The organism is Pseudoflavonifractor sp. MCC625 (genome assembly GCF_018784545.1).
In the GTDB taxonomy this organism is placed as follows: Bacteria; Bacillota; Clostridia; order Oscillospirales; family Oscillospiraceae; genus Pseudoflavonifractor_A; species Pseudoflavonifractor_A gallinarum.
Genome location: NZ_WQOJ01000010.1, coordinates 32224 through 49280, shown reverse-complemented (window position 1 = coordinate 49280; position 17057 = coordinate 32224). Strand labels below are relative to the sequence as shown.

The 17057-nt window shown below is 63.2% G+C and carries 16 protein-coding genes; 6 read left to right on the top strand and 10 right to left on the bottom strand.

Features of this window, described 5'->3' with window-relative positions:
• Positions 1–62 precede the first annotated feature (62 nt).
• The 3 genes from GPK94_RS03170 (at position 63) to GPK94_RS03160 (ending at position 2645) form a co-directional block, all read left to right on the top strand.
• Complete coding sequence (locus tag GPK94_RS03170) at positions 63–1406, top strand: butyryl-CoA:acetate CoA-transferase (RefSeq protein ID WP_215654400.1); 1344 nt, start codon at positions 63–65, stop codon at positions 1404–1406.
• A 145-nt stretch (positions 1407–1551) separates the two neighbouring features.
• Positions 1552–1977 (top strand): MarR family transcriptional regulator, encoded by a 426-nt coding sequence (locus GPK94_RS03165; protein WP_346727978.1) that lies wholly within the window; start codon positions 1552–1554, stop codon positions 1975–1977.
• A gap of 5 nt (positions 1978–1982) precedes the next feature.
• Positions 1983–2645, top strand: a complete 663-nt coding sequence (locus GPK94_RS03160) for a DUF6198 family protein (RefSeq protein ID WP_215654398.1) — start codon at positions 1983–1985, stop codon at positions 2643–2645.
• 83 nt (positions 2646–2728) lie between these two features.
• Here GPK94_RS03160 and GPK94_RS03155 read toward each other — a convergent pair whose 3' ends face one another.
• The 10 genes from GPK94_RS03155 to rimP form a co-directional block, all read right to left on the bottom strand.
• Entirely contained in the window at positions 2729–4069 is a 1341-nt protein-coding gene (locus tag GPK94_RS03155) for a DUF1576 domain-containing protein (protein WP_215654396.1), read from the bottom strand.
• Positions 4070–4993 (bottom strand): riboflavin biosynthesis protein RibF, encoded by a 924-nt coding sequence (gene ribF, locus GPK94_RS03150; protein ID WP_186963065.1) that lies wholly within the window; start codon positions 4991–4993, stop codon positions 4070–4072. It abuts the gene before it with no gap.
• 5 nt (positions 4994–4998) lie between these two features.
• On the bottom strand, positions 4999–5874 hold the full coding sequence (truB, locus tag GPK94_RS03145) for a tRNA pseudouridine(55) synthase TruB (protein WP_215654394.1): 876 nt from the start codon (positions 5872–5874) through the stop codon (positions 4999–5001).
• Positions 5867–6817 carry a DHH family phosphoesterase gene (locus GPK94_RS03140; protein ID WP_215654392.1) on the bottom strand — a complete coding sequence of 317 codons (951 nt, stop codon included), beginning with the start codon at positions 6815–6817 and terminating at the stop codon, positions 5867–5869. Before GPK94_RS03140 ends, truB begins: the two co-directional genes overlap by 8 nt.
• 5 nt (positions 6818–6822) lie before the next feature.
• Positions 6823–7218 (bottom strand): 30S ribosome-binding factor RbfA, encoded by a 396-nt coding sequence (gene rbfA, locus GPK94_RS03135; protein WP_101692266.1) that lies wholly within the window; start codon positions 7216–7218, stop codon positions 6823–6825.
• A gap of 112 nt (positions 7219–7330) precedes the next feature.
• A complete protein-coding gene (gene infB / locus GPK94_RS03130; protein WP_346727987.1) occupies positions 7331–9715 on the bottom strand; it encodes a translation initiation factor IF-2 in 2385 nt (794 codons plus the stop codon).
• 115 nt (positions 9716–9830) lie between these two features.
• Complete coding sequence (locus GPK94_RS03125) at positions 9831–10352, bottom strand: ribosomal L7Ae/L30e/S12e/Gadd45 family protein (protein ID WP_101692268.1); 522 nt, start codon at positions 10350–10352, stop codon at positions 9831–9833.
• On the bottom strand, positions 10345–10620 hold the full coding sequence (locus GPK94_RS03120) for a YlxR family protein (protein WP_101692269.1): 276 nt from the start codon (positions 10618–10620) through the stop codon (positions 10345–10347). Before GPK94_RS03120 ends, GPK94_RS03125 begins: the two co-directional genes overlap by 8 nt.
• Before the next feature lie 57 nt (positions 10621–10677).
• Positions 10678–11865 (bottom strand): transcription termination factor NusA, encoded by a 1188-nt coding sequence (gene nusA / locus GPK94_RS03115; RefSeq protein WP_186963068.1) that lies wholly within the window; start codon positions 11863–11865, stop codon positions 10678–10680.
• 14 nt (positions 11866–11879) lie between these two features.
• A complete protein-coding gene (gene rimP / locus GPK94_RS03110; RefSeq protein ID WP_215654390.1) occupies positions 11880–12335 on the bottom strand; it encodes a ribosome maturation factor RimP in 456 nt (151 codons plus the stop codon).
• Positions 12336–12705: 370 nt separating this feature from the next.
• Here rimP and GPK94_RS03105 point away from each other — a divergent pair, with 370 nt between their 5' ends.
• Genes GPK94_RS03105 through GPK94_RS03095 form a run of 3 tightly spaced genes read left to right on the top strand, consistent with a single transcriptional unit; the run spans position 12706 to position 16947 of the window.
• Positions 12706–13638 (top strand): MoxR family ATPase, encoded by a 933-nt coding sequence (locus tag GPK94_RS03105; protein ID WP_193535980.1) that lies wholly within the window; start codon positions 12706–12708, stop codon positions 13636–13638.
• Between the two features lie 10 nt (positions 13639–13648).
• Positions 13649–14656 carry a DUF58 domain-containing protein gene (locus tag GPK94_RS03100; RefSeq protein WP_215654388.1) on the top strand — a complete coding sequence of 336 codons (1008 nt, stop codon included), beginning with the start codon at positions 13649–13651 and terminating at the stop codon, positions 14654–14656.
• Positions 14653–16947, top strand: coding sequence for a transglutaminase-like domain-containing protein (locus GPK94_RS03095; protein WP_215654386.1), 2295 nt, complete (start codon positions 14653–14655; stop codon positions 16945–16947). Before GPK94_RS03100 ends, GPK94_RS03095 begins: the two co-directional genes overlap by 4 nt.
• The last annotated feature ends 110 nt before the right edge of the window (positions 16948–17057 follow it).

Sequence of the window (17057 nt, the reverse complement as noted above, 5' to 3'; positions counted from 1 at the left end):
ATAGTACCACTAGATTGTTAAAATTCTAACAATATAAATTTTACAATACGAGGTGTCAGACGATGAATTATCGGGAGCAGTATCAGAGCAAGCTGACCACGCCGGAAGAGGCGGTCAAGGTCGTGCAGTCGGGCGACTGGATCGATTACGGCTGGTGTGCCATTACCCCCGAGGCTCTGGATCAGGCGCTGGCAGCCCGCTATCAGGAGCTCTATGATGTCAAGGTGCGCGGCGGCGTCCTGTTCCACAAGCCCGCTATCATGTCGGTTCCCGACGTGGCGGAGCATTTTACCTGGAATTCCTGGCATATGTCCGGTGTGGAACGCAAGATGATCGCCGAGGGCGCCACCTTCTATGCTCCCATGCGCTATTCCGAGCTGCCCCGCTTCTACCGGGAAAATGTGGCTCCCATCCATGTGGCCATGTTCCAGGTCTCTCCCATGGACAGCCAGGGTTACTTTACCTTCGGCCCCAGTGCCTCCCATCTCCAGGCCGTCTGTGAGCGCTCGGAGATCATCATTGTGGAGGTCAACCCCAACATCCCCCGCTGCCTGGGCGGTATGGAGAACAGCATCCACGTAGACCAGGTCTCCATGATTGTGGAGCAGGAATCCCCCATTGGCCAGCTGCCTGCCGGCGGCCCGGCCACCCCGGTGGATGAGGCGGTCGCCCGTCTCATTGTGGAGGAGATCCCCAATGGCGCCTGCCTCCAGCTGGGCATCGGCGGCATGCCCAATGCGGTGGGCTCCCTCATCGCTCAGTCCGATCTGAAGGACCTGGGCGTCCACACCGAGATGTACGTGGACGGCTTTGTGGACATGGCCATGGCGGGCAAGCTGACCGGTGCCAAAAAGTCCATTGACCGCTTCCGTCAGGCCTATGCCTTTGCCGCCGGCAGCCAGAAGCTGTATGACTACCTCAACGACAACCCCGCCTGCATGGCCGCTCCGGTCAGCTACACCAACGACGTGCGGGTGGTGGCCCAGCTGGACAACTTCATGTCCATCAACAACGCGGTGGATGTGGACCTCTTCGGCCAGGTCAACGCCGAGAGCGCCGGGACCAAGCACATCAGCGGCGCCGGCGGTCAGCTGGACTTTGTGATGGGCGCCTACCTCTCCAAGGGCGGTAAGAGCTTCATCTGCTGCTCCTCCACTTTCATGAACAAAAAGACCGGTCAGCTGGAGAGCCGCATCAAGCCCACGCTGGATAACGGCTCCATCGTCACCGATACACGCGCCAACACCCACTTCCTGGTCACCGAGTACGGCAAAGTGAATCTGAAGGGCACCTCCACCTGGGAGCGCGCCGAGAAGATCATCTCCATTGCTCACCCGGATTTCCGGGATCAGCTCATCTCCGATGCCGCCAAGATGGGCATTTGGAGACGCTCCAACAAGCGCTGATTCAACCATTGGAACAGACGCCGCAGCCAGCAGGCTGCGGCGTCTGTTTTTACTTTCCCCTTGACAAACGGCATATCTGTATCCTATACTTTAATATTAGAATTCTAACTATTATAATTCTAATATTAGAGGAGGAGATGTTTCCTTGCAGCCTTCCTTTCACTATCTTCTCATGGCCAACCAGGCTATCTTTCACAAAAAACTGCTGGCAGGCCTGCGGGACACCGGGCTCACCCTGGGTCAGCCCAAGGTGTTGGACTACCTGGGGGACCATGACGGCGCCAGTCAAAAAGAGATCGCCACTGCCTGCCACATTGAACCCGCCTCTCTGACCTCGATTCTGAATCGCATGGAAGAGCGTGGAATGGTGGAGCGGAGAATGCTCCACGGAAACCGGAGGAGCTTCTATATTTTTCTCACCGACCGGGGGCGTGCGCTCCAGGGCAGCGTACAGGAGATGTTTGACTCCCTGGAAGAGGACACCTTTCACGGCATTTCGCCGGAGGACCGCAGTGCGTTTCTCCGCGTTTTTTACGCCATTTATCAAAATCTGAGCGAAGAGAAGGAATGATTCACATGGAAAAACTAAAGCGCTATCTGATTTTTCTTCTGGGGCTGTTTCTCAGCTCCCTGGGCGTGAGCCTAATTACCAGAGCTGATCTGGGTACTTCTCCCATCTCCTCCATCCCCTATGTCCTCAGCCTGTCCCTCCCCTGGACACTGGGCACCTTTACGGTGGTATTCAGCCTCCTGCTCATTCTGCTCCAGCTGCTCATCCTGCGCCGGAACTTCCAGCTGGAACACCTGCTCCAAATCCCCATTTCCATAGCATTCGGCGCCTTTATTGACCTGACCATGGCCCTGCTGGACCTCTCCCTTCCAGCCTGGTATCCCATTCACGCGGCTCTTCTCCTGGTCGGGTGCGTGGTGCTCGGCTTCGGCGTCTATCTGGAGGTCCTGGCCAACGTGGCCATGCTGCCCGGTGAGTCCTTTGTCCGGGCGGTGAGCACCACCTGGAACACCAATTTTGGCAATACAAAGGTAGCCTTTGATGTCTCTATGACTGTTATTGCGGCGCTTCTCTCCCTGCTGCTCAGCCGCCGGCTGGACGGCGTGCGGGAGGGCACCATTCTGGCCGCTCTTCTGGTCGGTCTGATCGCCCGCTTCTTTGGACGCCTTCTCTCCTTTTTGCCCGAACGGCTCTTCCCCTGCACCGCTCCGGAGCAGGCCTCCGTCTGAGTCCCCGAAATAAAAAATGACCGGCCGGCCCTGAAATAGGGCCGGCCGGTCGCTGTCTCTACATCTATGTGAGGTGAACTGGGTCAGGAGCCCTCCCGCTCCTCGCTCAGCTCCCCGTGCTTGGGCGCAGGCAGCTGCGGTTCGTCGTGCTCAAAGGTATCGAAGTAGTCCTCCTCCTGAATGACCGCCTTGCGGTGGCGGGCAATGGCAATGATGGTGGGGTAGAGGACAATGGCGATCAGCCCGGCGGAGAACCCATTGTTATAGAGGTTCATACCGGCCACCGGACTGCCGGTACTGAGTACAACCACCGAGTGGAGAAATCCGGCCAGGACTCCGTACTGCCAGCCAAAATACCCGGCAATGGGGGCCATAGCCGTGCAGAAGAGCACCGCCAGTTGGAGAGACCCGCTCTCCATCCCGCCCTGGAAGAAAAATCCCCCGGCCGTCACACCGGCCATAACCGGAATAATATTGCCCGCATGCTTACCAAAGGCAGAGAAGCCCATGATGGTAAAGAGGCCGCCCAGCGTGGGCCCATTGAGATCGCCGCCCAGCAGCAGCAGAAAGGCCAGTCCAATAAGTCCGTTGATGCCCATATTGATGAGGACAGGACCCATACCGAACATGCGCAGGTAGTCGCTGGGCGCCCGCCCGCTGGTCTTGAGCAGCCGGCGGTATCCGGCCCAGGCCGCCCAGGGGGGGCGGTGGCACAGGAAGAGTCCCGCCAGAACAAAGCCCACACATGCCGCTCCCAGCAGGCCGCCGAAGAGAACATTATATCCCTCGGCCCAGTGGTAGTTCAGGGTGGGATCGGCGCCCAGTGCCGTCATCACCGGCACAAAGAGCATGGCCAGCAGGCCACAGGCAAACCCCACGTTGTAGAGGTTCATCCCGTTCTGGATCCGGAAGGTATAGGCGCACAGGGGCGGCATAATGAACCCGATCACGATTCCCACCACGATCCCGCTGAAGAGATTGCCAAAACCGTTATCCAGTGCAATATAGCTGACCATGGGGGCCAGAGCGGTGGCCAGCAGTGAGACCGAGATATATTTCGCAAAGGGCTCCTTCCGGCTCCTGGCATAGAGCCAGGTCCCCAGAAGGATGGGCCAGATGTTGAGAAAGTTCTTTCCAAAGAGGGAAAAGCCCGCCATCAGGCCCAGTCCCACCAGGGAAGAGCCATTGAGGGGGTCCCCCGACAGCCGGTAGAGCGCCGCAGTGATGAGTACCACAATCGCTGCGTTGGCAAAGGCCGCGCCCGGTCCGGCCAGCTGGATATAGTCTGTGATGAGGGCGTTTTCCGTCATCACGATCTTTCCAAGTCCGGTCCAGATGGCCAGCGGACCGTCCATGACCAGGCCGATCAGCAGCAGTACCGCCGCCAGGCCCAGCGCTCCGTAGTAGATCTTTCCATAGCGCATTTACGATCCCCCGCTCCCGCGTTCCAGACTTGCAAAATAGGCACGGGTCTCCTCCGCGTTGCGCATGACTTCCTCCCGCAGCGCCTCCAGAGAGGGGAATTTCCGCTCCCCCCGCAGGCGCTTATAAAACTCCATGCGAATGGTCTTTCCGTACAGGTCTCCGCTGAAATCCAGCAGGAATCCCTCCACGTTGACCCGGTCCCCGTCATCTACCGTTGGACGGGTCCCCACATTGGTCACCGCCAGACGGCTGCTCCCATCGGAAAAGCAGGCCCGGCAGGCATATACCCCGTGGGCGGGAATCAACACCCCTTTGGGTATGGACAGGTTCACGGTGGGAAAGCCCAGCGTGCTTCCCAGCCGCTTTCCGTGGGCTACCGTATTGCTCAGGGTGTGGGGATGGCCCAAAAATTCATTGGCCCGTTCCATCTCGCCCTGGGCCACCAGGGTACGGATGTAGGTGGAGGAGATCGTAATGCCGTCCTGCTCCACTTTGGGGATAATGTCGCAGCCGATCCCCAACTCCTCACAGGTCTCCCGCAGGCGCTGAGGATTTCCCTCCCCTTTATAACCGAAGTGGAAGTCATGCCCCGCCACCAGATGGACGGCTCCGTGCTCCTTTACCAGGTAGTCGGTAATGAATTCCCGCCAGGGCATATGCATCATCCGCTCATCAAAGCGGGCAATGATAACGTCCCGTATTCCATAGTACCGCTGCATCAGGTCGGCCCGGTCATGGGGGGAGCTGAGCAGTGGCAGGGGACTGCGGAGGATCAGGTTCTCCGGATGGGTGTCAAAGGTGACAGCCGCCGGCACTGCGTCCAGCTCAGCCGCCTTCTCCCCCACCCGGCGCAGCAGTGCTCCATGCCCACGGTGGACCCCGTCAAAAAAGCCCAGTGCGATCACACGTCTTGTCTCTTCCATTCCTCTCACACCTCAAAAAAGCTCTTGATCGTGGTCATACAGCCATCCTGCAGCCGGCCCAGCAGCAGAAAGTCTCCCTCCGGCCCATAGACCCGGTAGGTTCCGTCCGCTCCCTGCTGCGGGAAGGCCGCGCCGTTCCGGGCGGCCTTTTCCCGCCGGGCATCCACCGTGAGGGCCGGATAGGTGGAAAAGTAGGAGTCCACCGGGCGCAGAAGGGACTCGGCCTCTCCCCGCTCGGCAGCCTGGGCCAGCTCCTCCAGCGAGACCGCGCTCTCCAGGCCAAACCCGGCGGCCCAGGTGCGGCGCAGGGAACACATGGCTCCACCGCAGCCCAGCTTCTGTCCCAGGTCATGGCAGAGGGTGCGGACATAGGTGCCCTTGGAGCAGGCCACCCGCAGAAGATAGGTGTCCGCTCCGGTCTGCTCCAGCACCTCCAGGGCGTGGATGGTCACCGGACGGGGCTTGCGCTCCACCTCCACGCCCTTCCGGGCCAGCTCATAGAGCTTCTGCCCCTTCACTTTGAGGGCGGAGTACATGGGAGGGATCTGGAGGATCTCGCCCCGGAACACCTCCAGGGCCTCCTCCAGCTGCTCCCGGCCAGTCTGGACGGGCCGCTGCTCCAGCACAGTCCCGGTGGTATCCTGGGTATCGGTGATAATTCCCAGTTTTAATCCGGCGATATATTCCTTTCCGGATTCAGAGGCAAACTCCACCGCCCGGGTGGCACGCCCCACAAAGACAGGGAGCACGCCGGTGGCCATGGGGTCCAGGGTGCCCGCGTGGCCCACCCGCCGCTCGTGGAAGAGGCGGCGGCACCGCCCCACCACATCGTGGCTGGTCCAGTCCTGGGGCTTATCGATGACAATGATCCCGTTAGCCATGGCTTGCCACCTGCCCGATGGCATCCAGGATGGCCTTCTCTGCTTCCTCCAGCGTACCGGAGACGGTGCAGCCCGCAGCGGCAGCGTGTCCGCCGCCACCCAGAAGAGCGCACACCTTGGTGGCGTTCAGCCCGCCGCTGGTGCGCACCGAGAGCTTGCAGGTACCGCCCTCCTGCTCCCGGATGGTGACCGAGGTCTCCACACCCTCGATCTGGCCCAGGAAGGCGGCGATGTCTTCCAGGTCCTCCTCGGTGGCCCCCGCCTCGTCCAGCAGGGAGCGGGAGATGAGCGCCACGGCGATGCGCCCCTCCTTGTACCGGTGCATCCGCTCCACGATGAGCCGCTCCACCTGGAGCCGAGCCCAGCTCTTGGTGCGGAAATGGCGCTTGTTGAGGGCAAAGACGTCGATCCCAGTCTCCATCAGGGCGGCCGCCACCCGGTGGGTGTCAGCGGTGGTGTTGCCGTACTGGAAGCAGCCGGTGTCGGTGGAAACCGCCACATAGAGGGGGACCGCCATCTCCGGCGTGATCTCGCCCAGTTCCCGCAGGATGTCGTAGATGAGCTCGCCGCAGGCGGCCCGCCCGGCGTCCAGGCAGATCTCCCGGGCGAAGAACTCCTGGGAGGGGTGGTGGTCGATGGCCAGGTCGATCCCCCGCTCCAGCCACCGCTCCCCTTCCCTGGTGAAGAGGCTGCGGGCGGCAATGTCGGTGGAGACTACGGTCTCCGCCTCATAGTCCTCCGGGGCCAGGTATCCCTCCAGATAGGGGGTGAAGAGGTGCGTCTCCCCGGTACCGGGGCAGATGTGTGCGGTCTTTCCCAGGCGGCGCAGCCCCGCGCACAGGGCGGCGGCACAGCCGATGGTATCCCCGTCCGGCCGCTTATGGGTGAGAATGAGATAGCGGTCATGCTGCCGCAGCCAGGCAGCCGCTTCCTGATAGGTCATGGCGCTCACTCCTCATCCTCGGCATCCAGGTCAATGTGGGCATTGGCCGGATTGGCCGGCTTGACCACCTCCGGATTGCGCAGCATGCTCAGGATATGGGCGCCCTGTCCGATGGAGTCGTCCTCCACGAACTGGAGCTCCGGGGTATAGCGCAGCTTGAGGGCGGAGCCCAGCTCCCGCCGCAGGTACCCGGCCGCTGACTTGAGGCCCTTGACGACCTCCTTCACGTCGCTCTTGTCCAGCACGCTCACGTAGATCTTGGAAAAGCGCAGGTCGGGGGTGGTCTCCACCGCAGTGATGGACACCAGCCCGTGGACCCGGGGGTCCTTGACCGTGCGGATGAGGGTCGCCAGCTCCCGCTGGATCTCCTCGTTGATGCGTCCGATGCGATTACTTGCCATATGATTCTCCTATCACGTAATACAGACCCGCCCCTCCTCAAATGACTTGGGGATGGAACGGGTCTGTTTGATTTGGTTCCGAATGGGACAGAGCCTTGGCTCTGCCTGGATCTTATACCTCGATCTGCTCCATCAGGAAGCACTCGATGATGTCGCCCTGCTTGATGTCCTGGTACTTCTCGATGGTAATACCACACTCGTAGCCCTGGGCCACTTCCTTGGCGTCGTCCTTGAAGCGCTTGAGGGAGGCAATGGCGCCCTCGTGGACCACGATGCCGTCGCGGACCAGACGGATCTGGGCCTTGCGCTCCACCTTGCCCTCGGTGACATAGCAGCCGGCCACGATGCCCGCGCCGGTGATCTTGTAGACCTCGCGGACCTCGGCCTGGCCCAGCGCCACTTCCTTGAACTTGGGCGCCAGCATACCCTTCATGGCGGCCTCGATCTCGTCGATGGCGTCGTAGATCACGCGGTACATCCGCATATCCACGCCGTTGCGGCCGGCGGTATCCTTGGCGTTGGCGTCGGGGCGGACGTTGAAGCCCACGATGATGGCCCCGGAAGTGGTGGCCAGCATGACGTCGCTCTCGTTGATGGCGCCCACCGCGCAGTGGATGACCCGGACGCGGACCTCGTCGTTGGAGATCTTCTCCAGGCTGGCCTTGACGGCCTCGGCAGAGCCCTGCACGTCGGCCTTGACGATGATGGGCAGCTCCTTCATCTCGCCCTGCTTGATCTGGCTGAACAGATCCTCCAGGGAGACCTTGTGGCCCACCGGGCCGGAGGCGGCCATCTTCTGCTCGTGCTTGCGCTGCTCCACCAGCTCGCGGGCCATGCGCTCGTCGGCCACGGCGTGGAAGTCGTCGCCGGCGCCGGGCACTTCGCCCATACCGATGATCTCCACGGGCACGGAGGGGCCGGCCTCGGTCAGCTTCTGGCCGCGGGCGTTGGTCATGGCGCGGACACGGCCCACCGCGGTGCCGGCGATGATGACGTCACCCTGCTTCAGGGTACCGTTCTGGACCAGTAGCGTGGCCACAGGGCCGCGGCCCTTGTCCAGACGGGCCTCGATGACGGCGCCGTGGGCGGAACGGTTGGGGTTGGCCTTGAGCTCCTGCATCTCGGCGGTCAGGTTGACCATCTCCAGCAGGTTGTCGATGCCCTCGCCGGTCTTGGCGGAGATGGGGCAGATGATGGTGTCGCCGCCCCACTCCTCGGGCACCAGCTCATACTCGGTGAGCTGCTGCTTGATGCGGTCGGGGTTGGCCTCGGGCTTATCCATCTTGTTGATGGCCACGATGATGGGAATCTTGGCGGCCTTGGCGTGGTTGATGGACTCCACGGTCTGGGGCATGATACCGTCGTCGGCGGCCACCACCAGGATGGCGATGTCCGTGACCATGGCGCCGCGGGCACGCATGGCGGTAAAGGCCTCGTGGCCGGGGGTATCCAGGAAGGTGATGGTCTGGCCGTTCACCTGGACCTGGTAAGCGCCGATGTGCTGGGTGATGCCGCCAGCCTCGCCGGAGGCCACATTGGCGTTGCGGATATAGTCCAGCAGGGAGGTCTTGCCGTGGTCGACGTGACCCATGACCACCACCACGGGAGCGCGGGGGAGCAGATCCTCTTCCTTATCCTCGGCGGTGTCGATGAGGCGCTCCTCGATGGTGACGATGACCTCCTTCTCCACCTTGCAGCCCATCTCCTCGGCGATGATGGCGGCGGTGTCGAAGTCGATGACGTCGCTCAGGGAGGCCATGACGCCGTTCTTCATCAGGGTCTTGACCACCTCGGCGCCGGTCTTCTTCATGCGGGAAGCCAGCTCGCCCACGCCGATCTCATCGGGGATTTTGACGGTGAGCGGGGTCTTCTTGGCGATCTCCAGCTGGAGCCGGCGCATCTTCTCCTGCTCCTCCTGGCGGCGCTTGTTGCCGCCCTGGAAGCCGCCCTTGCGCTGGTTGCGGCCCTGGAACTTCTGCTTGCCGGCCTGCATCTGCTTGGTCTTACCGGCAGCCAGGTCCTCCAGGCGCTCGTCGTACTTATCCAGGTTCACATCGCCGCCCTTGCGGGTGTCCACGATCTTCTTCTCGGGGACGCGGCTGGCGGGACGGGCGGCAGGCTGCTGGGTCTGGCCGCTCTTCTGGGCAGGCTGCTGCTGGGCAGGACGGGCCTGCTGCTGGCTGCCGGTATTCTGGGGCTTCTGGTTGTTCTGGGGCCGGGGAGCGCTCTGCGCGCTCTTCTGACCACCCTGGGGAGCCGCCTGGGCCGGCTTGGCGGCCGCCTTGGGCTCATGGTAGACGTCGGCGTAGATGGACTCCACGCTCTCCACCTGGTTGTGCTGGGTCAGATAGTCGAAAATAACGGACAGCTCACCGTCCTCCAGAACCTGCATATGGTTCTTGGGGGCGGTGGCGTAATCGGTGAGGATATCAGCGATCTCTTTGGAATTCTTGCCAAAATCCTTGGCCACCTCATGGACACGATACTTGTTGTTCAGCAAATAAAGCCACCTCCACTGTGGGACTTGTACCAACGAGAAAACACAGCGCACACCGCTATGCTTTCTGATTGGAACAAGTCCGGTTGTTGTTTGATACGTTCTCATGCCGCGCTTATGTCTCATGGCGGCGCGGGGCCCCCTTGGGGCCGGATCTCTTGCGGGACTTCTTCCCGGCGGCCGATCCTTCTTTCTTTCTGGGCGGCGCGGCCCAGGGCTTGCTGCGGGCCGCCTGGCGTTCCTTTTCCCGGGTACGCCGCTCCTTCTGCCGCTCCAGCGCCCGGCGGGCCCGGGTACGCAGCAGCTCGGCCGCAGCGCCGTATTGCTCCGGGTCCTCTGCGGCCAGCTTCTCCGCCGCGGCACAGGCCAGCCCCACATCCGTGAAGGCCAGCAGCGCACAGCTGGAGCGCCCCACGGTATGCCCCAGCTCCGCCTTGGTGAAGGGGACGGTGAGGCAGGGCGCGGTGCCGCTCTCGGCCATGTGTCCGGCCCGGCGTATGGTATTCTCCGCCGCGTCGCAGGCCACCAGCAGGAGCTTGCCCTCCCGGCTCTTGACCGCCTCGCCTACCGGGTCCTCCCCCACGGCCAGGCGGCCCGCCTTCCGGGCCAGTCCGATCAGGTGCAGTACGCTATTCATCCTTTGCCCCTTCCTGCATCTGCTCCTCCAGGCCGGCATAGACCTCATCCGGGATCTGGGTGGAAAAGGCCCGCTCCAGCGCCCTGGACTTGCGGGCCCGGGCCAGGCAGGCGCTGTCCGGACAGAGATAGGCCCCCCGTCCGGGTTTCTTCCCCTTAAAATCCAGGGAGATCTCATTCTCCGGGGATTTGACCACCCGGATCAGCTCCCGCTTGGGTTTCATCTCCCGGCAGCCCAGACACTGGCGCATGGGGATCTTCTTCGGCATAGGGATTGCCCCCTTTCTCTGGGCGTGGGCGGGGAGAGCTCTCCCCGCCCGCCGCGCTTATTCCTCGCTGTCGCTCTCGGCGCTCTCGTTCTCCAGCACTTCCTCGTCGGCCAGGAAGTCCTCCTCATCCTGAGGCAGTTCCTCCTCCACGGGGGCGCTCTGGGGCTTGATGTCGATCTTATAGCCGGTCAGCTTGGCGGCCAGACGGGCGTTCTGACCCTCCTTGCCGATGGCCAGGGAGAGCTGATCGTCGGGCACCACCACCCGGCAGCTCTTCCCCTCCTCCAGCGTGGTGACGCTGATGACGTCGGCGGGGGAGAGGGCCGCGGCGATGTACTCGGCGGGATCCTCGCTGTACTTGATGATGTCCACCTTTTCGCCGCCCAGCTCTTCCACGATGTTGTTTACGCGCTGGCCGCGGGGACCCACGCAGGCGCCGATGGCGTCCACGTTGGGGTCGGCGGACCAGACCGCCAGCTTCGTGCGGGAGCCAGCCTCACGGGCGATGGACTTGACCTCCACCGTGCCGTCATAGATCTCGGGCACTTCCATCTCAAAGAGGCGCTTGACCAGACCGGGATGGGTCCGGGAGAGGAGGACCTGGGGCCCCTTGGTGGAGCGGCGCACTTCCACCACATAGACGCGCAGGCGCATGCCCTCGGTGAGGGGCTCGCCCTTGACCTGCTCGCTGACCGCCAGATAGGCCTCGGTGCTCTCGTTGCCGGAGCCGATGCGCAGGCTGGCCGCGCCGGAGCGGGGATCGATGCGGGTGACGAGACCGGTGAGGATCTCATGCTCCTTGGAGTTGAACTCGTCATAGATCATGCCGCGCTCGGCCTCACGCATGCCCTGGATGATGACCTGACGGGCGGTCTGGGCGGCGATCCGGCCAAAGTTGCGGGGCTTGATCTCGATGCGCAGCACGTCGCCCAGCTGCGCCCGGGGCAGCGCGGCCCGGGCCTCCTCCAGGCTCATCTCGGTGCAGGGGTTATCCACCTCTTCCACCACGTCCTTCTTGACGAACATGCGCACGGTGCCCAGCTCTTCGTTGGCGTCCACGGTCACGTTATCGCCCACGCCCTCGTGGTCCCGCTTATAGGCCGAGACCAGAGCCTGGGTGATCTTCTCGATCATATAGGCCTTGGGGATGCCCTTCTCCTCTTCGATCATACGGATCGCGGCGAAAAATTCCGTCGCGTCCAGCTCGTTGCTCTTCTGTGCTTTTGCGTTCTTTCTCGTCGCCATTGTTCTTTACTCCTTTAAAAACGCACATACAGGCGGACCTGTGCGATGTCTTTCTTTTCAAATGTGACGGTGCAGTCGCCCTCCTCCAGGGTGACATTGCCGTCGGCATACCCCCGGAGCAGGCCCACATATTCCTTTTTCCCCTCCCGGGCCCGGTAGAGCTTGACCTCTACCTCGCTGCCCAGATAGGCCGCAAAGTGCTCGCTCTTGCGCAGCACCCGGTCGATGCCGGCCGAGCCCACCTCCAGGGTATAGCTCCCCTCAATGGGGTCGGCCTCGTCCAGCGCGTCGGAGAGGGGCCGGGACACGGCCTCACAGTCGTCAATGGAGACGCCGCCCTCCTTATCAATATACACCCGGAGGTACCAGGAACCGGCCTCCTTCACATATTCCACATCCCACAGGGTACACCCCTGCGCCTGGGCGATGGGGGCGGCCAGTTCGGCCACCAGATCCGTTACCTTTGCCATGCGCGCACCTCCAGTTCAATGCCCTCAACAGTAGGTTCCAGAATTTTACATACCGAATTTTTCTCAAAAAGAAGAGCGGGGCGGACCCCACTCTAACCATAACCTACTCTTACTATCATAGCGATTATACCACAGCGGGGGCGGCGGTGCAAGTGCTTTGCCTCATCTTTTGCCGCTTCTTTTGGCGCAGAACCGCCGTTTTTAGGCTCTGGCGGGGTGGAAAACAAACTTTTTTCGCCTTCGGACATCCTCTTGCCTCTTTGTAACCTTTTTTTGTTGACATAATGAGGATGTTTGATAGAATGGGGTAGAATGGGAAGTTTATCCCCTTGGGATTTGATCTGAATTTTTGATTGGAGGAGGCGCACCTATGACCGAACGCAAGCTGGCCGCGGACGTGATCCTGGAGGTCCGCAAGGCCGTGGTTGGAAAGGACGCGGTGCTTTCCAAAGCCCTGCTGGCCATCCTGGCCCGGGGCCATATTCTGCTGGAGGACATCCCCGGCGTGGGCAAGACCACCATGGCCCTGGCGTTTTCCCGGGCTCTTTCCCTCCGGTATCACCGGGTCCAGTTTACCCCGGACGTCATGCCCTCGGACCTGACGGGCTTTACCATGTTCAACAAGGCCACCGGGCAGATGGAGTACCAGCCGGGGGCGGTGCTGTGCAATCTCTTTCTGGCTGACGAGCTCAACCGGGCCACCAGCCGCACCCAGTCGGCCCTGCTGGAGGCCATGGAGGAGGGGCAGGTCACCGTGGACGGCGTGACCCATCCGGTCCCCCAGCCCTTTCTGGTCATCGCCACTCAGAACCCGGCGGGGGCCTCCGGGACCCAGCTGCTCCCCGACTCCCAGCTGGACCGCTTCATGGTCAAGCTCTCCCTGGGCTATCCCTCTGCGGCCGATGAGACCGAGCTCCTACGGCGCAAGCAGAGCGGAAATCCCCTCTCCCAGGTGGAGCGGGTGGCCACTCTGGAAGAGCTGGAGGCCATGCGCGCCGCTGTGGACCGGGTCTATCTGAGCGACGCGGTGTGCGAGTACATCGTCCGTCTCATCGGCGCGACCCGGGAGCACCCGCTCATCGTTCAGGGAGCCAGCCCCCGGGCCACTCTGGCGGTGGCCGCCATGAGCCGGGCCGCCGCCTTCGTCCGGGGTCGGGACTATGTGACGCCCGACGACGTGCGCCTGGTCTTTGCCGACACCATTTCCCACCGGCTTCTCCTCTCCCCCCGGGGCGAGTCCGGCGAGGTCGGCAGCCCCGTGGAGGCCATCCTCAAAGGGGTCCAGCCCCCTGCCATCCAGTGAGGCCGCCCCCATGCTGCACCGACGAATCGCCTATGGGGCCGCCCTGCTTCTGGCACTGCTGTTCCTGCTGTGCTCCACCGGGTATGCCGCTCTCTTCTTCCTGCTGTTTCTCCTCATCCTCCCGCTCCTCTCCCTGGCGCTGAGCCTGCCCGCCGCTCTGGGCGGTACCCTGGTTCTGACCTGCGCGTCCCCTTCGCTCACCCGCGGCGAGTCGGCCGGCTGGACCCTCTCCTGTTCCAGCCACTCCCCCTTCCCGCTCACCCGCTTTCGGGCCCGGGTGGTGCTGGAGGACCCCTTTTCCGCCCAGCGCCTCATCCGGCAGGTGGACATCCGGGAGGGCGCCGGAACCTGGGAGCAGGATATCCCCGCCGAACACTGCGGTGCCTGGACCTGCACGGTGTACCGGCCCCGCCTGTGTGACTTTTTGGGGCTCTTCTCCCTGCCCCTCTCCGTGCCCAAGCCGGATACCCGGTATGTGCTCCCCGCACCCATGGAAGCAGGCCCCGTCCCCCAGCTCATCGGGGAGGGCGGACACTCCGTCCAATGGAAGGTCCGCCCCGGCGGCGGGAATACCGAGGACTATGATCTGCGGGAGTACCGCCCCGGGGACCCCATGCGCCTGGTCCACTGGAAGCTCTCCTCCAAGCGGGAGGATCTGGTGGTCAAGGAGATGCTGGAGCCCTGCCGCCCCACGCTGCTGCTCACCTTTGACCACTTCGGCACGCCGGAGGAGCTGGATGCCGTTCTGGATCGCCTGCTGGCCATCTCCCGCCTGCTGCTGGAGCAAAATACCCCGCACGTCATCCAGTGGGCCCATCCGGTGAGCGGCACGGTGGAGAGCTGCCCAGTCACCGATGCCGCCGCCCTCATGGACGCCTTCCAGCGCATCCTGATCCAGCCCGCCCCCCTCCAGGGGCACTCCATTCTGGACGCGGCGGCCCTGCCGCCCGCCGGGGATGGGCCGCCCCGCCGGCTCCATGTGACCCCGACGCTCTGGCAGGAAGGGGGATGGCTGTGAATCGTTCTTCTGCCCCTCGCCCCTCTGCTCTGCGCCTGCTGGCCGATGGGCTGCTGCTGGGTCTGCTTTTGTGGGCGCCGGTGGGCTGGTTCTGCACCGCCTTTTCCCTGCCGGTGGACCCGCTCCTCTTGTACGGGGGACTTACCCTGCTGACCTTACTCTCTCTCACTATATTCTCCCTCCCCCTGCGCTTTGGGATGCCCCTTTTATTTCTCTCCTCCCTGCTCTGGGGACAGCTGGTCTGGCGGATTTGGGAGGACCTATTTGCCGGACAGGCGGCCATCCAGTGCGCCGTGGTCAATACCTATTCTGAGCACTTCCCCGGTCTCTCCCGCCTGGTCCCGGTGATGGAGCGCACCCCCGCGCAGTGGAGCTGGGCGGTGACCCTCACCGTACTGGCCGCTGCCGCGGTCTATGCCGTCTTGCTGGGCCTTCTGGCGGTGCGCCTGCGCTCCTGTTGGGTCAGCGGACTGGCGGTTCTGGTCCCGGTGATCCCCGCCCTTCCGCTGAGCACCCCGCCCGTCTTGTGGTTGGTGCTCCTGCTGACCGGCTGGGGCGGACTGCTCCTCAGCGCACGCAGCGCCCGGGAGGACCCCCAGAGGGCAGCGCGCCTCACACTGGCCGCGCTGCCTCTGGTGGGTATCACCCTGAGCCTTCTGACCCTGCTTGTTCCGGCGGCGGGCTATCAGCCCCCGGCCTGGGTGAAGGACGGCCGGGACACTCTTTTTCAGACCGTGGGGGACCTGAGCCTCTCCCTCAACTGGACCGGCCCCTTTGGCCGCTCTCTGTTCTCTTCCGCCGGCTCCACCGCCACGGTGGACCTCTCCGCCGCCGGAACCCAGAGCTACGACGGCCATACCGTCCTGCGCATCCGCACCGACTATACCGGAAAGCTCTACCTGCGGGGATACAGTGCCGCCCTCTATCAGGACAACCGCTGGACCCCTCTGGAGGAGGACGCCTATGCCTCCCTCCTCTCGGATGGGGCTGTGGTGGACTCCACCGGGACCTCCTCAGGACTCAATCCTCTCAATTTCCCCGCCCGGGCGGAGGCCGATCTTCCCTATTATGCCTTTGAAGTGGAGCAGGTATCCGCCCCCGGCGGCTGTGTCTACTTCCCCTATCAGATTCTCTCCCGGCCGGAGGAGCTGCGGGGGGCCTCCTTTCAGGATGATTCCGGCATAATCCGAAGCCCTCTGGTGGGGAAGCACACGGTCTATTTCCGGCCCGGCGCGCTGGAACCGGACGCCGCACCCCCGCTGGAGTGGCAGGATGCCCTGGCCGAACAGGAATACCAGGCGTTTGTGCAGCAGCACTACCTCCAGGTCCCCGACGACCTCTTATATGCCCTCTCCCCCCACGTCTATGCGCTCTCGGACCGGCTCTTCCAGGCTCAGATGTCCTCCTCCCGCTACGCCTTTTACTCTGCTTATGACCCGGCCCGCGCCCCTCAGCTGGCGGCTGAACTGGTGGCGGAATACCTGGCCGAGCTGGCCGAATACGATCTGGAGACCCCGCCCGTCCCGGACGGCGAGGATTTTACCCTCTATTTTCTCAACGAGAGCCATCGGGGATATTGTATGCACTTCGCCTCTGCCGGTACCCTTCTGCTGCGCTCCCTGGGAATCCCGGCCCGGTATGTAAGCGGCTATGTGACCAACGCCAAAACCCCCGGTTCCCACTCCGTACCCGACCGCGCCGCCCACGCCTGGGTGGAGATCTATCTCTCGGGCTATGGCTGGTATCCGGTGGAGATGACCCCCGGCTATCAGGGCGACGCCCTCCCCTGGAGTCAGGGCGAGAGCGAGGAGCCGGTCTCCACCCCCAGCGCCACGCCCAAGCCCACACCCACACCCAAGCCAAGCGCCGCGCCGGTGCAGACTCCCCGGCCCACCGCTTCCACCCCGCCCGCACAGACACAGGACGACGGTGGGACAGGATCTCTTCCCGGCTGGCTGCTCCCGGTTGGAATCCTTCTGGCGGTGTGTTTCCCCCCCATCCTGATCCGCTATATTACAGGGACCCTCCGGCGGCGCAGACTCCGGCAGGAGGACCCCCACCGGGCCATGGTATCCATCTACCGCTATGCCCGCAGGCTCTCCCGCCACGGCGGAACGCTGCCTCCTCTGGTGGAGGAGCTGGCCCAAAAGGCGGCCTTCAGCCGGGACGGGGTGACGTTGGAGGAGTGCAGGCTGGCCCGGAAGGCGGCAAGCGCCGAAGCGGAGCGGCTCTACCGCTCCCGCCCCTGGTGGAAACGGCTTCTGCTGCGCTGGTTCTGGTTCCTCTGCTGACGGGATCTTTTCCACCCTTTCACCCCTTTGTATACAAAACCGCCGGGCGATCCCAATGGATCGCCCGGCGGCTCCACTTTCTACTGCTTCCGTACCGCAGATCATTCTTC